The 14,538-nt window shown below is 49.1% G+C and carries 14 protein-coding genes; 3 read left to right on the top strand and 11 right to left on the bottom strand.

What is annotated here, in order from left to right:
• Positions 1-14 precede the first annotated feature (14 nt).
• The 6 genes from NYE28_RS01965 to gerKA form a co-directional block, all read right to left on the bottom strand.
• On the bottom strand, positions 15-806 hold the full coding sequence (locus tag NYE28_RS01965) for an amino acid ABC transporter substrate-binding protein (RefSeq protein WP_007410260.1): 792 nt from the start codon (positions 804-806) through the stop codon (positions 15-17).
• A gap of 28 nt (positions 807-834) precedes the next feature.
• A complete protein-coding gene (locus NYE28_RS01960; RefSeq protein WP_003156352.1) occupies positions 835-1,326 on the bottom strand; it encodes a GNAT family N-acetyltransferase in 492 nt (163 codons plus the stop codon).
• 13 nt (positions 1,327-1,339) lie between these two features.
• On the bottom strand, positions 1,340-2,665 hold the full coding sequence (locus NYE28_RS01955; protein WP_029326230.1) for an LLM class flavin-dependent oxidoreductase: 1,326 nt from the start codon (positions 2,663-2,665) through the stop codon (positions 1,340-1,342).
• A gap of 168 nt (positions 2,666-2,833) precedes the next feature.
• Positions 2,834-3,952 (bottom strand): GerAB/ArcD/ProY family transporter, encoded by a 1,119-nt coding sequence (locus NYE28_RS01950; RefSeq protein ID WP_014416891.1) that lies wholly within the window; start codon positions 3,950-3,952, stop codon positions 2,834-2,836.
• Positions 3,953-3,976: 24 nt separating this feature from the next.
• Positions 3,977-5,203: a Ger(x)C family spore germination protein gene (locus tag NYE28_RS01945; protein WP_060563071.1), complete on the bottom strand. Its 1,227-nt coding sequence runs from the start codon at positions 5,201-5,203 to the stop codon at positions 3,977-3,979.
• Complete coding sequence (gerKA, locus tag NYE28_RS01940; RefSeq protein WP_039252803.1) at positions 5,190-6,830, bottom strand: spore germination protein GerKA; 1,641 nt, start codon at positions 6,828-6,830, stop codon at positions 5,190-5,192. Before gerKA ends, NYE28_RS01945 begins: the two co-directional genes overlap by 14 nt.
• A 121-nt stretch (positions 6,831-6,951) precedes the next feature.
• On the opposite strand from gerKA, the gene NYE28_RS01935 reads away from it, so the two are divergent.
• Positions 6,952-7,173, top strand: coding sequence for a hypothetical protein (locus NYE28_RS01935; protein ID WP_007410254.1), 222 nt, complete (start codon positions 6,952-6,954; stop codon positions 7,171-7,173).
• 91 nt (positions 7,174-7,264) lie between these two features.
• Here the strand turns inward: NYE28_RS01935 and NYE28_RS01930 are convergent, their stop codons facing one another.
• Positions 7,265-9,010, bottom strand: a complete 1,746-nt coding sequence (locus NYE28_RS01930) for a right-handed parallel beta-helix repeat-containing protein (RefSeq protein WP_083673825.1) — start codon at positions 9,008-9,010, stop codon at positions 7,265-7,267.
• 278 nt (positions 9,011-9,288) lie between these two features.
• On the opposite strand from NYE28_RS01930, the gene NYE28_RS01925 reads away from it, so the two are divergent.
• Complete coding sequence (locus NYE28_RS01925; protein WP_012116786.1) at positions 9,289-10,767, top strand: peptide MFS transporter; 1,479 nt, start codon at positions 9,289-9,291, stop codon at positions 10,765-10,767.
• A gap of 48 nt (positions 10,768-10,815) precedes the next feature.
• On the opposite strand, the gene NYE28_RS01920 is transcribed toward NYE28_RS01925, so the two are convergent.
• The 4 genes from NYE28_RS01920 to NYE28_RS01905 are packed head-to-tail and all read right to left on the bottom strand — an operon-like array spanning position 10,816 to position 13,560.
• Entirely contained in the window at positions 10,816-11,277 is a 462-nt protein-coding gene (locus NYE28_RS01920) for a hypothetical protein (protein ID WP_076425718.1), read from the bottom strand.
• Positions 11,277-11,504 (bottom strand): non-oxidative hydroxyarylic acid decarboxylases subunit D, encoded by a 228-nt coding sequence (locus NYE28_RS01915; RefSeq protein ID WP_007410250.1) that lies wholly within the window; start codon positions 11,502-11,504, stop codon positions 11,277-11,279. The genes NYE28_RS01920 and NYE28_RS01915 overlap by 1 nt, the downstream gene beginning before the upstream one ends.
• A gap of 17 nt (positions 11,505-11,521) precedes the next feature.
• Positions 11,522-12,943: a phenolic acid decarboxylase BsdC gene (bsdC, locus tag NYE28_RS01910; protein ID WP_007410249.1), complete on the bottom strand. Its 1,422-nt coding sequence runs from the start codon at positions 12,941-12,943 to the stop codon at positions 11,522-11,524.
• A gap of 2 nt (positions 12,944-12,945) precedes the next feature.
• Complete coding sequence (locus tag NYE28_RS01905) at positions 12,946-13,560, bottom strand: non-oxidative hydroxyarylic acid decarboxylases subunit B (protein WP_088005476.1); 615 nt, start codon at positions 13,558-13,560, stop codon at positions 12,946-12,948.
• Positions 13,561-13,651: 91 nt separating this feature from the next.
• Between NYE28_RS01905 and NYE28_RS01900 the strand changes: the two genes are divergently transcribed.
• Positions 13,652-14,524 carry a LysR family transcriptional regulator gene (locus NYE28_RS01900; protein WP_003156371.1) on the top strand — a complete coding sequence of 291 codons (873 nt, stop codon included), beginning with the start codon at positions 13,652-13,654 and terminating at the stop codon, positions 14,522-14,524.
• Positions 14,525-14,538: the final 14 nt, after the last annotated feature.

Here is a 14,538-nt window from a genome sequence, read left to right as displayed (position 1 = left end):
TTCACCGCCGTTTCTTAATGCTTTGCTTCTGTTGTGATATCTTCTTTAAAGTACTTTTCAGACAGCTTTTTCAGCGTGCCGTCTTTCCGCAGGTCTTCAATGGCTTTGTTTACTTTTTTGCGGATTTTATCGTGAGCCGCATCTTTCGCAAACGGGAAAGCGACTTTTTCATAGACAATCGGGTCTCCTGCTAATTTCAGAGGCAGACCGGTCTTTTTGATCTGGGCGATCAGGACGCTGCGGCTGTTCACATAAGCGTCAACCCGTCCGTAAGCCACGTCTTTCAGTGTGCCTTCTTGTGTTTCATATGTTTTCATGTTGATTTTTTTATCCGGGTCCTTGCTCTCAAGGTTTTTCGCGTGGTTTGAGCCCAGAACGGCCGCCACTGTTTTTCCTTTTAGATCGTTGACTGATTTGATGTCTTTGTTATCGTTTTTGACGACGATTTGAGTGCCCGCATACGAATACGGTTCTGTGAAGTTATACGTTTTCTTGCGTTCGTCCGTGACAGCGACCTGGTTAGAGATGGTGTCGAGTTTGCCGGTCTGGAGCTCTCCCATCAGACCGCTGAATTCAAGCAGCTTCCAGTCCAGTTTCATGTTGATTTTTTTCGCGACGGCTTCCATGACATCCACGTCAAAGCCGGTCAGCTTGCCGTTTTCTTTATATGCGAACGGATAGCTTTGTCCCGTGGCGCCGACATGCAGTACGTTATCGCCGCCTTCGCTTTCTTTTCCGTTTCCGCATGCTGATAAGACCGCCAAAAGCACGGCAGACAGCAGCAAAGCCCATGTTTTCTTCTTCATTAAAATCCCGCCTTTTCCTATTAATATGTTAATCCTGCAATTGTTTTTTTAAATAGATGGTGATGTGCCCTTTTCCTAGATCCTTTTCGCCTGCACGGACGTAGCCTTTCCGCTCGTACATGCCGATCAGCCACGGATGCTTGTCCGCTGTGCCCAGTGACACGAAAGGCGCTTTTAATGTGTCGCGGAGCACTGTATTCTCCAGCCACTCCAGCATGTCTGAGCCCGTCCCTTTTTTTCCGGTTTCAGGATCGACGGCAAACCACCAAATATGTGGAACACCGTACGGCCCGGGATTCGGCCCCCACGGCATCCGCAGAGAAATCGTCGCCAGAATCCGGCCGTCTTCCTCCAAAACGTAACAGGCGTTTTTTTGTATGTTATTCAAAACGAGTTCTTTATCCGCCGTGGCAGCGGCAAAGTTGATGCCGAGCTTACGGATCGGTTCATACGCCCGCAGTGTCAGTGAAAGCAGCTCATCAGCGTCTGCCTCCGTTGCGAGCCGGTATTGTCTTGACATGATGAGCCCTCCTTTAGTCGGCATATCGGTTTGCCGGTTTTTCCAGTCCGAAATGTTCTCTCAGCGTCGTTCCTTCATACTCTTTTCTGAACACGCCCCGTTCTTGTAAAATCGGAATCACTTTGTCTACAAAAAGAGTGAGACCTTCAGGCAAAAGCGGCGGCATGATGTTGAAACCGTCACAAGCTTGTTTTCCGACCCATTCTTCCATCTTATCGGCAAGCTGTTCTGGCGTTCCGACAAAGATATGATGTCCTCTTGAACCCGCCACATATTTGTACAGCTCGCGGATGGTCATGTTATCGCGTTTGGCCATCTCCTGAACGAGCTTGAAGCGGCTTTTAACGGCATTCGACGCATCCGCATCCAATTCAGGCAGCGGGCCGTCAAGCGGGCAGGCGGAAAGGTCGACGCCGCCCAGATAGTTTTGCAGAATGTTCAGGCCGACAGACGGAATGATGAGGTCTTGGAGCTCTTCATATTTTGCCTGCGCTTCTTCTTCGGTATCGGCGATAACGGGAAAAATCCCCGGCATGATCGCGATTTTTTCAGGATCACGGCCGAAAGAAGCCGCTTGTTCTTTAATAGATTGATAGAATTCCTGCGCGGATTCCAAATGATTTTGCGCGGTGAAAATGACCTCCGCCGTTTTGGCGGCCAGCGCTTTTCCGTCTCCTGATGATCCGGCCTGAATAATGACCGGGCGCCCTTGAGGTGTGCGGGCAACATTTAACGGCCCTCTCACGGAGAAATATGTTCCTTTATGGTTCAATTCATGCATTTTGTCTTTATCGAAAAATGCTCCTGATTCTTTGTCACGGATAAAGGCGTCTTCCTCCCACGAATCCCATAATCCTTTGACGACTTCAACGAATTCTTCCGCGCGCTGATATCTGAGATGGTGCTCAAGATGCTTTTCGCCGCTGAAATTAAGCGCGGTCGATTCAATCGAAGATGTGACGACATTCCAGCCCGCGCGGCCGTTGGAAAGATGGTCAAGCGATGCAAATTGTCTCGCGATATGGAACGGTTCGCTGTATGTGGTAGACGCGGTCGCCGTCAGACCGATGCGGGATGTGACCTGAGCGAGCGCCGACAGAAGCGTAAACGGCTCAAAGCGCGTCAGCACATTCGGATGTGATTTGCCGTCTATTGATAAACTGTCCGCCAAGAACAGCATGTCCAATTTCCCCCGCTCCGCTGTTTTCGCCAGTTCTTTGAAATAATCCAAATTCATGCTCGCGTCCGCCGGTGCCTGAGGATGTCTCCAAGAAGCGACATGATGGCCGGTGCCCGCGAGAAACACACCGAGTTTGATTTCTTTTTTCTTTGTCATGATGGATCTCCTTCTATTCTGAAATACGGTTCGGAACATATTAACACCACTAAACCTATATTTCCTAGTAATTTTATAAGAATAAATCAAAATGTACAATTGTCAGGCAAGTTTGTCAATGCATTAAGACAAAAATCATGTTTTTTTAAAAAACCCGGCGCACCGGCCGGGTTATTTCTTCGAAACTGTATAGACGGTCCCTTTGACCTTTTTCTTAATAACGGCAATGATAAGCAGCAAAACGGGGAACAGCACTTGAAACGGAAGATGAATATAGATCGGCACAATGTTTAAGCCTTCATTCATGTGTTCCGAAAAATTGCTTGCGATGCTGATGGAGAGAATCAGCACCCCTAATCCGACCGGGAAGGCCAGCTGGGACGGATTTTTTTCTTTAAACAGCGTGGACACGCCCACGACAACCGCATATGTAAAAAGGCTGACTTTGAAAAAACCGCCGATGACGAGCACGAGCATGAAAAAGACATCCAGCCGGTCTAAAAACTCTTCCACTTTAATTGTCTGTATGGTGCTCAGCAGCGGAAATTGAGAGCGGAGCATTAAGTTGACGTCCAGCACACAAATATTAATCGCCACTGACATTGCCAAAAACAGCCCACTGATGATAATCGCCAGAAATCCGGTTTTCTTCACCTTTTTCCGATCTTTTAAATAAGGGAAAATCATGACAAACACGATTAATTCACCAAACGGGATGAACATCGTCTGTTTAAACACGGAATAAATGACCGTTCCTGCACCCTCCGCTAAAACGGGCTGGAGAAATCTGAGGTTTATCGTGCCTGAGCTGATAATGAGGATCAGCCCGACGGCTGTCAGGAAATACATAATGCCAAACAGCAGCTCGCCGGCTCTCGCTATCACTTCAATTCCCTTTCTGACCGCAAATATTGCGGCGATCATCAGCATGGCATTCACAATTAAAAGCGGCGTGTCCTGGTAGGCGAAGGTGACAAGCATTTCGCCAAAATCCCGCAATACGCGGGCGGCGATATAAGCAAAATAGAGAATATAAAGAAGGGAGACCGCCCAGCTCAGATGTCTGCCGATCAGTTCGTTCATGTAATCTCTCGGAGAAGACTCAGGAAAAAATTGATACAGCGCCTGATAAACGTAGAAAAGTCCGAGACCGATAACGCACCCGAGAAGCACGGACAGCCACGCATCCCGCCCGGCCATCGTGCCCGGCGGGATCAATAACGAACTGCCCAATTCAAACAAAATGATCATAATAAACAGCTGACGCGTGCCGATTTTCGCATTTTCCATACGCTTCGCTCCTTTCTCCTCAAATCAATCATGCTCAAGCTTGTCTGAGAGAGGATTATTCCGCAAGCCCGTTCTTCTGATAATGACTTCTGTTTTGACATCTACGGGGAGATTGGGGAAATATTCTTCATCCCACTTCCCTTTGAACTTTTTCCATTTGTCCGGATGCTTCCGATAGATCAGGTCTCCGAAGCCGACGAAGTCATTCTTATGGGCTTTTATATCTTCAATCGATTTGGTGATATCTTTCTCAAGCTGCACACTGAGCGCCTTTTGCATCGTCATCAGCACTTGCGGATCAGACAGATGGAAAGGGTATCTGACAGCGTCCACCAGCCCTTCGACCTGAGCATGCACGTGAATATGCGGTTTTCCGTTCGGAAAAGTGGCCGTCACCTTTGTATTCTGGCGGGTGACCTGCAGACTGATTGCATGCTTCACATTCTTCCAATCCGCATTGATGAACGTATGCTTGATCCTATTGAGCAGCCATACAGCCCCCACACTGTCGTCATCCTCAATCCAGTAATCCAGCCTCCCATCCTTTTTGAACACCGCCAGTCCGTCCGCTGACAGCACTGCTTTCGGTTCAGTTGTCTGCGTATTTTCCATCGTAGGACCGGCTTTATCGTCTCCGTGCATTTCATAACCCGGAATAAACGGTGACCCGGTCGGAGAAGCGAGATCAATCAGAACGTCCTGAAGGTTGGTTTTAATGACTCTGCCGTATTGTTCCTGCGTGAAGCTGAGCGTCTTGTTCACTTTATTGGAAGGGATTTTATCAATCGGCGTCAGCACTTTAATAATGTCTTCAGCCTTGCAATTATGCGCGATCACAACGGTTGCGGTCGTCCTGAATTCGGTGTCGCGGTCAAGATTGTCCAGAATAAAACTGAGCCCTTCCTCTTTCGCCAGTTTTTCACTGAACACCACGAGATTCGTATGCGCAAAATAGAGCCTTCTGGACACTTTCATCGAGCCTTTTCTCAAAGCTTCCGTCATATTGTCTCCGGACACCGAATAGACGGAAACCGGAGGCCGGTCTCCCGCTCCGCCGCCCTGCAGACCGCCGGCCACGTTTCCCGGATTGATAATTTGCAAGTGAAGGACGTATTTTCCCGTTTCGGTTCGGTCAATACCGATGGCGGAGATCACCGCTAGATCGGTCAGCTCCCTTTTATCCCAGCATCCGGATACAAACATAAGGGAAACCATCGTACAAAGGATAAGCATCCATTTACGTCTTTTCATTACCGTCGCCCTCTTCTACATCTTTATTAACCATTCCTCTGGATGTCTCCGGTTTCGGTCTTTGATGTTCCCCTTGGCGCCTGTTGTTTTCCTGCACGAGCAGTCCCGGCCTTTTTTCATCCGCCCATAACGGAGCTCGGAGAAGGGAATCCTTCAGCCCGCCCGGGGTTAAAGGAGCGAGCGGGGACATATACGGAAATCCGAATGAACGCAGGCCGCACAGATGGACAAACATCATGATAATGCCCAGAATCAGCCCGTAAAATCCCATGACCGCCGCCGACAGAATAAAGAGAAACCGGATCAGCCGCGCAGATATCGCCATGTCAAAAGCCGGGGTCGCAAAGCTGGCAATCGCCGTCAGGGCGACGACGATAACCATGGCTGGGGAAACAATGCCGGCCTGTACGGCGGCCTGGCCGATGACAAGCGCTCCGACTATGGAAACAGCGGAGCCGACAACTCTCGGAAGCCGGACACCCGCCTCCCTGAGAATCTCAAAGGCCACTTCCATCGTCAGCGCTTCAATCACGGCCGGGAACGGCACCGTCTCCCGCTGAGCCGCGATGACAATCAGCAGCTGCGTCGGAATCATTTCCTGGTGAAAGGTCGTCGCCGCCACATAAATCCCCGGCGCCACCAGTGAAATGAAGAAAATCAAAACCCGCAGCACCCTGATGCTAGTGGCGATATCAAATCGTGAATAATAATCCTCAACAGATTGAAAAAATTGAATAAATAAGGCCGGCGCGATGAGAACGAACGGCGTTCCGTCCACGATAATCGCAAATCGTCCTTCCAGCAGATTCCCCGCCACAACGTCCGGCCGCTCCGTATGATATACGGTGGGAAACACAGAAAACGGCGCGTCTTCAATGAGCTGTTCAATGTAGCCGGATTCCAGAATGCTGTCGATGTCAATGTGCTTCAGCCGCTTGCGGACTTCCTTAATCAGCTTTTTATCGCAAATTCCGTTAATATACATCAGCGCGACATCCGTATTCGTTTCGTGTCCGATCTCCATTTTTTCAACCCATACATCAGGCGTTTTTACATACCTGCGGATCATGGAAATATTGGTTTGCAGAGATTCAGTGAATCCCTGCCGCGGGCCGCGGAAAGAGACCTGAGTGCTCGGCTCTTGAATGGACCGGTGCTCTCCCCCTTCCGTGCTGGCGATCAGCGCCTTGTCAGCCCCGTCGACAAAAATGAGCGTGCTGCCCGCCACCAGCCCGGCATAAAGACTTTTCCATTTTTCTGCCTCTTTCACCCCGCCGATCGCAAGCGTTTTATCGTATATCAGGCAGACCGCTTGTTCCGGCTGAACGGACGGGATGTCGATTAAATCCTCCAGAAGGGATTGGCTGACGAGCTGTTCGTCTACCAAACCGGCGATATACACAATTGCGGCCGGAAGCTCTTCTTTTCCGATTTTAAGCCGGCGGATGACGACATCGGCACTGTTGCCGAACCTCTCAGACAGCTTCTTCATATTTTGCTTTAAGCTGAGGGAGATCGGCTCATCCCGCTCTTTGTCCGGCTGGCTGTCCGCTTCTTTTCTGCCTTCATTGTCACGGTCGTTTTGATCGGCTTTTTTTTGTTTCTTCTGCTTAAAAAATGGCGGCATATCGCAAAAAACCTTTCCTCGTTTTTTTCATATTCTTCCTGTACGGCAAAAGATTATGCACGGCGGAAAGTCTGTATAAGTTCTGCGTAATCGAAAAGGATAAAAAGGGAGAGTGATGCGCATGAAAATATTGGGGGTTTCATTTTTTTTGCTGGCTGCCTGTCTGATCATTTCAGTAACGATAGATATGCTGCAAGGTTTCAGTTTCTATGGAGCGGTCCAAAACAACCTGTCCGCTTTTAAATTGACCACCTTCTCAGAATGGCTGATGCTGTTTTTATTCGCCCTCTTTTTAATCAGAGAAATGATCGTTTTATATAAATCAGGTAAAAAAGATGCCTGACAGGCGCACGGCTGTATTGTTTCAAAAAAGAACACATCCCTCCTTCTTTCGGAGTTCATGTGTTCTTTTTATTTTTCCGGCGGGACCGTTTTCAGATGACGATATTTCCGCTGTCCGTATCTGTCGCGTGTTTCACAATGACGCCTCTGATAATGCGGTTGCCGATGATTTTAGTACTTGCGGAGGAATTGGTTTGGATGGCGGAAGCAGAAGCGGCGGAAAGGTTGTTGATGGTATTGCCCGACACGAGGGAATTGGAGGTTCCGTTCAGATAGATGCCGATCGGGCTGCCCGCCGTTCGGTTGATCGTGAGCGTATTGTCTATGACTTCATGCGTGCCTGAATTCAGATACACGGTAACGATAAGCGGTGATGATTCAAAGCGGTTGCTGATGACAGAGGTTCCCGAGGATGTTGAACTGAAAATGGGATAGTTTTTGTAGCTTTTGAAGAGATTTCCCTTGATGACAGCCCTGGCGTCATTTGTCACAGATACGGCATAGGACTCCGCGGCGCCCTGATACGCATTCGGAATCAGCGTATTTCCTTCAATAACGGCATTTCCGCCTGTGACCCATATGCCCCGGCTGAACGATTTCAGCACATTTTGTTTTACGGTGATATTGCCGGCCGACATGCTGATTCCGTCCGTTACCTGATTCAGAGTATTATTCATAAAGACGGCGTTTTCCGACAGCGTCGCCCGCATCCCCGTGCTTCGTCTCGTTTCGGAACGTCCGTTTTCAATGACATTGCCGTCAACGGTCACATCTTCCGCCTGATAGACGGAAATGCCCGTATTTTCAAATTGACTGATTTTGTTATGGGTGACGAGGACGCTTTTTCCCCTTACATCTATTCCGGTGGAAAACCCGGTAATCAGATTGTTGGAAATGACGGCATTGCTGCTGTCCTGTCCCTGTGACACACCTTGTCCGGCGACTGCGGTCCTTGAGCCGCCGTCTGACCGAAAGAAGACATTCCCCGAAATGACGGTATGTGCCCCATACCCGTAGCTGATTGTGTTATCGGAATGATTTCCTTCAATTAACACATGATATCCGTTAAAATTGGTGACTGAGCTTGCGGCGTTTCCGGAAAAGAAGTTGTTGCGGACCGTAATATGAAGAGCTTCTTCATAATCAATATCGCCTTCTCCGTACGATTCAATATCGATTCCGAATTTCGGAGCCGTTCCGTTCCCTTGCCCGGCGTCTTCAATCACGCATTCTTCCACCGTAACGGTATTGCAGCCGGTGATTGAAATGTTGTTTCGCCTTGACTGCCTGATCTCACAGCGGCGGATGGTCACCTGTTCTGAAGTTTCGTAATCACTGTTTGTTTTTAACCCGAGCGGGCTGACAATAATGCCGTCTCCCGTAAAATCCGAAATCTTCACATTTTCGATCAGCACATTGCTGCTGCCTTCAATACAGATTCCAAACCCCCATTCATGGGTCGAACGCAAAGGGACATTGGTATACGTGTGTTCATCCCGTTCGCCGATGATCCGGCCGCCGGTGATGGTGACATTTTCCCGCCTGCCTATATAGAAAGCCGAGTAGCCCCAGGAGCTGTTCGGCGCCACTTTAATCGTGCATTCCGGATCTAAAACGATGGTGAGATGGCTCGGCACGTTAATCCCGGCGTTCCGAAACGGCTGGCTGCTGTCCCCGCCAAGCGTGCCGTTGATTTTATACGTTCCCGGCGGAAAAAACACCGTATGACAGCCTTCGCTGACGGCCTTGGCCAAGCATTGGTTGATGGCGCCCGTCACATCGGTTTTTCCGTCTACCTCCACACCGCAATCCGTAATATCCAATATACGATTCGGCAAGTGATAATCTCCTCCTTCCTCTCTTATTGTCATCTTATTCCGCCATATCCCGCTCCGCCTGTACATACTTTAAATTTTATTAAAAAAGTTTATAAAGATAGTTTAGTCAGATAATATAACAAAATAAGTCATTGGAATTAGGAAAATTCGTCTATATTCAACGTTTTAATATCTTTTCATTCTGGAATTTTTTGAATTCAGTATAAATTATATTGACACAAGTATTATATAAGAATATGATTTTTGTAATACACTTTTTTAAGAAAGGGTTGGCTCAGGTGGCATCTATTGATAAGGACTCTATAACAGAAACTGTGCCGCAACGAGGCTTTTTCGGTCATCCCCGCGGCTTGTTCACACTGTTTTTCACCGAATTTTGGGAGCGTTTCTCCTACTATGGTATGAGAGCCATATTGCTTTACTATTTATACACGGAGGTCGCTCATGGCGGTCTCGGCTTTGATAAAACGACCGCAGTTGCCATCATGTCCATATACGGGTCTCTCGTATACATGTCGAGCGTCATCGGCGGATGGCTGGCCGACCGGGTATTCGGCACGGCAAACACCGTATTTTACGGCGGAATTTTAATTATGTTCGGGCACATCGCTCTTGCCTTCCCTGGCAGCACGGCGGCGTTTTTTACCAGCATGGCTCTGATCATTATCGGAACCGGCCTGCTTAAACCAAACGTATCCAGCGTTGTCGGAGATTTATATACGAAGGAAGACGAGCGCCGCGACTCAGGTTTCAGCATCTTTTACATGGGGATCAACCTCGGCGGATTGCTTGCGCCGCTAATTGTCGGAACACTCGGACAGAAGTACAACTACCACTTAGGCTTCGGATGCGCCGCGGCCGGTATGTTCCTCGGACTGATTGTTTTCGCTCTTACGAGAAAGAAATACCTCGGCAAAGCAGGCTCCAATGTACCGAATCCGATTTCTAAATCATCAGTGATCGGCACGGGAATCGGAGTGGTCATCGCAGCAGCCGTTATCATCGTTCTGATTCAAACCGGCTGGCTGACGATCCAGCGTGTGATTGATACCGTCAGTATCCTCGGCATTGTCATTCCGGTTATTTACTTTATCGTGATGTTCACGAGCAAAAAAGCGACGAAAACGGAAAAATCACGGCTTGCGGCTTATGTTCCGCTGTTTGTTGCAGCGGCAATGTTCTGGGCGATTCAGGAGCAGGGCGCGACGATTCTTGCTTTATATGCGGATCAGCGCACGAGACTTTCCTTTGCGGGCATGCATCTTGAGTCTTCATGGTTCCAGTCTCTGAACCCGTTATTCATCGTTATTTTCGCGCCGGTGTTCGCCTGGATCTGGATGAAGCTTGGCAAACGCCAGCCTTCAACACCGATTAAATTCGCCATCGGCATTATCCTTGCCGGATTATCATTTTTAGTCATGGTGCTTCCGGTTATGGGCGGGAGCGGTGAGCTTGTGAGCCCGCTTTGGCTTGTGCTCAGCTTCCTTTTGGTTGTGCTTGGTGAGCTTTGCCTTTCACCGGTCGGTTTATCCGTCACAACAAAACTTGCGCCTGCCGCTTTCTCAGCGCAGACGATGAGCATGTGGTTTTTAACAAACGCCTGCGGTCAAGCCCTGAACGCAAAAGTAGTCGGTTTGTTTGATAAGATTTCTGAAGCGGCCTACTTCGGCTCAATCGGTCTTGTTTCGATCATTCTCGGTATTATTTTGATTCTTCTGTCTCCCGTCATTAAACGGGCGATGAAAGGCGTACAATAACAGATAAAGAAAAGCCTGCGGAATCGTCCGCAGGCTTTTTTGATGCGTCTATCGTTTTAACTCCTCAAGTGTTTCTCTCCATCTCTTCAAGACATCTTCCGGTTCGTGGAGCTGGATGGCCGGTCCGGATGTCAGATCCGCGTATTTCGCCCGATCTTCCTTGACGGTGATCACGCGGCAGCTGAACCGTTCCCGCTCGTGTTTCGCCTCTTTCAGCGGCGGAAGCGCCTCACATTCCAATGTGACGTAATATGCGGCTCCTCCGTGCCAGGCGATGAAAAGAGCTTGTCCCGAATGCAGAAGGCTTCTTACGGTCGTCGTGTTTTTCCATAAGGCGAGCCGGAGATTTGTTCTGCTCACGGCCACGATTTCACCGGCGCTGATCATGGCCGCGTGCGGACGGCCTTCTTTTGTCACGGATTGGAGCACAAATGCGTCGTGCTGCTTTTTTTCAAGCTCCGTCCCGTCTAAAAGCGTGTAAAGCGTCTCCGGCAAGTGCTCCGTCAGCATTACGCTTTTCTTTCCGGGACAGCGGGAACATGTGCGGCCGTCTCCGTTTCTTTCGGATCAATTTTAAATGCCGGGTTGAATGCCGCCGGATTCGTGATGCTTTCCGGTTCACAGGATCTCCATGTGAAAAAGCAGGTTTGGCATTGGTAAATTTCCCAGGCGCCTTTGACCGGCGATTGGCTGACGGTTTCTCCTTTTTTCGATTCACAGCGCGGGCATGTTTTCATTGCAACCTCATCCTTTCTTATTGATTCATTAAGTCCATCAGTTTTTGTTCCCATTCTTTCGTTGTCAGCGGAGAATCAAGCGGCTGAGAATAATGGCCTCTTGTTTCCGGCGCGGCAGGCGTCGTGGCGTCAAGAATCATTTTGTGTGTCATCCCTGCCGGATCAGACCCCGGGTCAAGCGGAAGGACGGACAGGTCAGGAATGATGACTGCATCGTGTTTTGGATGCATTTTCGTTGAGAGCGCCCACATGACTTGCGGCAGGTTAAACGGATCGACATCCTCATCCACAACAATGACCATTTTGCAGTAGCCGAGTCCGTGCGGCGTCGTCAGGGCGCGCATGCCGACCGCCTTGGCAAATCCGCCGTAGCGCGTTTTCGTGGAAATAATGGCGATCAGGCCGTGCGTATACATCGCGTTCACGGCGACAATTTCGTTCGGATAAGCTTCCTTGAGCTGCTGGTAAAGCGGCACGCACGTATTAATGCCAATCATATAATCGCACTCCGTCCACGGCATGCCTAAGTATAAATGTTCAAAAATCGGATTGTTTCTATGATATACCCGTTTGATTTTGATCACCGGCATGCTGCGGCCGCCTGAATAATGGCCCGTGAACTCACCGAAAGGTCCTTCGTATTCCCGTTCTCCCGCAAGGATCTCTCCTTCCAGAACGACTTCAGCGCCCCAAGGGATGTCTAAATCAGACAGTTTAGATTTGACGATTCTGTAGGGCTCCCCTTGAATCGCGCCGGCCATTTCATACTCGGATTGATCGTATAACAGCGGAGTTGACGCAGCTGTCGTAATCACCGGCTCACAGCCGAGCGCGATCGTAACGGGAAGATTCACGCCGCGTTCTTCAGCTTGGCGAAGATGAATCGCAATATCATGCTGAGGCACGGGCTGAATGCCGAGGCGGTCTTTTCCCTTTACCTGCATTCTGTAAATGCCGACATTCTGCTTGCCGAAATTGTCCGGATCTTCAAGATCGCGGGAAATGACACACGCTTTATCCAAATAGTAGCCGCCGTCCCCCTGGTTGATTCTGAATAGCGGAAGGATGTCAAATAGATTGATATCTTCCGTTATTTCATTTTCATGAAACGGCGCGGTTTCTTCCCGTTTGACCGGCACCGGAAATGCATCGTACCGTTTGGCGAACTCAAAGAATTGTTCTTTAACAGGCGTATCTTTCGGCATGCCGAGCATCATCGCGTGATTCGGCCACGAGCCGATGACATTCAGAGCCACCTGCGCATGGTGATGTCCGTAAATATTGTTAAACAAAAGCGCAGGGGTTTTATCCCCGAGATTGCTGGCTGCACGCGCAGCGGCGCCCAGATCCGGCTCCGGTTTTACCTCTTCGTTGACTGTTAAGAGCTGCCCTTCTTTTTCAAGAGCGGCGAGAAATTCCCTAAAATCCTGATAGGCCATTATCAGATTCCTCCTTTTTGTTTTTCAATTCCGTACCACCGTTTCGCTTCCGGCAGACGAATGCCGAACTGATCGAGCGTCCGGAACACAATATGGTCGATCAATTCATCCATGTCAGCCGGCTTGTTATAAAATGCCGGCATCGGCGGAAGAATGACGGAACCCATTTTTGTAAGCGCTAGCATATTTTCTAAATGAATTTGGCTGAGCGGCGTTTCTCTTGTCAGCAGCACAAGTTTTTTCCGCTCCTTCAAGATGACGTCAGCCGCCCTTGTCAGCAGGTTGTCAGCCATTCCGGTGCGGATGCTTGCCAGTGATTTCATGCTGCACGGAGCGATGATCATCCCGTCCGTTTCAAACGAGCCGCTTGAAATCGCCGCCGCTTGGTCTTTGTGAGAATACGTATAGGATGCGAGTTTCTCGACATCTTTTAACGTATAATCGGTTTCATGTGTAATGGTGACATTTGCCCAAGGAGACACGACAAGATGGGTTTCGATCTCCGCGGCTTTTAAATATTCTAAAAGCCTGATCCCGAATATGGCTCCTGTTGCCCCGGTCATTCCGATGACAAGCTTCATATTGACCCCTCCTTTACGCTTGAAATGTGGTGTCAAAACCATCATACTCCTGATATATCCATATGAAAAATATTCGTTAAATCTATGTATCATACCTTAAAGGTATAACAGAAAGGAGCGCGTTCTCATGGATATCCGGCAATTGCGTTATTTCATCACCATTGCCCAAGAGCAGAAGATCACGACGGCCGCCAAAAAGCTTCATATGGCACAGCCGCCTTTAAGCAGACAGCTGAAACAGCTCGAAGAAGAATTGGGCGTCATTCTGTTTGACCGCAATAAAAAGAAACAAATGACCCTTACATATGAAGGAAATGTCTTTTTGAAAAGAGCGAAAGAGATTCTTCATAAGTTTGAGGACGCTATAATCGAGGTACAAGAGCTGAAGGAGGAGGTGGCCGGGACACTTGCCGTCGGGTCAACCATTTACTGCGCCGCGCTCATGCTTGAGAAAGTGTCACAGATGAAAGAGCGGTTTCCGCATCTCACCTTTAACATTTGGGAAGATGAGCCCGTCTCACTGCTCGAGCTTCTGGAAACCCGGCAGATTGACGCCGCCGTCACCACCACCTTGATTAAAAACGACGGCATTGAATCGAAGGAGCTTGAAGACATTCCGTGTGTATTGGTGCTGTCCGAGCATTCAAAACGACTGTGCGGTGAAACGATTAAACTGAATGACATCGCCTCTTTGCCTTTGATCCTTTTGCGCACCGTCAATGGAAGAGGTGTGTATGACCAAGTCCTCCAAGTTTGTGAACAGTACGGTCTCGACCTTCAGGTTGTCTGTGAATGCCATGACTCCGCGACGCTCTTGAGCCTCGTATCATCAGGATTCGGCGCCACAATTCTGCCTTTGACGATGATTCCCGTCCATATGCGTTCGCATGTCAAAACGGTTATCATCGAAGACAACCCGTTTGTCATGACACCGGCCGTCATCTGGAGAAAAGACAGCTATCTGCCGAAGCCGGTCAGACAGTTTTTGGAATTATTTTGATCCGAAACACGAAG

Origin of the sequence: Bacillus sp. FSL R5-0443, assembly GCF_038608285.1 — a bacterium.
Taxonomy (GTDB): Bacteria; Bacillota; Bacilli; order Bacillales; family Bacillaceae; genus Bacillus; species Bacillus velezensis.
This window is presented reverse-complemented; position numbering and strand designations above follow the sequence as displayed.

What these genes read in the sequence shown, in the direction of transcription:
- NYE28_RS01965 (WP_007410260.1), bottom strand. Translation starts at nt 806, where the DNA reads ATGAAGAAGAAAACATGGGCTTTGCTGCTGTCTGCCGTGCTTTTGGCG.
- NYE28_RS01960 (WP_003156352.1), bottom strand. Translation starts at nt 1,326, where the DNA reads ATGTCAAGACAATACCGGCTCGCAACGGAGGCAGACGCTGATGAGCTG.
- NYE28_RS01950 (WP_014416891.1), bottom strand. Translation starts at nt 3,952, where the DNA reads ATGGAAAATGCGAAAATCGGCACGCGTCAGCTGTTTATTATGATCATT.
- NYE28_RS01945 (WP_060563071.1), bottom strand. Translation starts at nt 5,203, where the DNA reads ATGAAAAGACGTAAATGGATGCTTATCCTTTGTACGATGGTTTCCCTT.
- gerKA (WP_039252803.1), bottom strand. Translation starts at nt 6,830, where the DNA reads ATGCCGCCATTTTTTAAGCAGAAGAAACAAAAAAAAGCCGATCAAAAC.
- NYE28_RS01935 (WP_007410254.1), top strand. Translation starts at nt 6,952, where the DNA reads ATGAAAATATTGGGGGTTTCATTTTTTTTGCTGGCTGCCTGTCTGATC.
- NYE28_RS01920 (WP_076425718.1), bottom strand. Translation starts at nt 11,277, where the DNA reads ATGCTGACGGAGCACTTGCCGGAGACGCTTTACACGCTTTTAGACGGG.
- NYE28_RS01915 (WP_007410250.1), bottom strand. Translation starts at nt 11,504, where the DNA reads ATGAAAACATGCCCGCGCTGTGAATCGAAAAAAGGAGAAACCGTCAGC.
- bsdC (WP_007410249.1), bottom strand. Translation starts at nt 12,943, where the DNA reads ATGGCCTATCAGGATTTTAGGGAATTTCTCGCCGCTCTTGAAAAAGAA.
- NYE28_RS01900 (WP_003156371.1), top strand. Translation starts at nt 13,652, where the DNA reads ATGGATATCCGGCAATTGCGTTATTTCATCACCATTGCCCAAGAGCAG.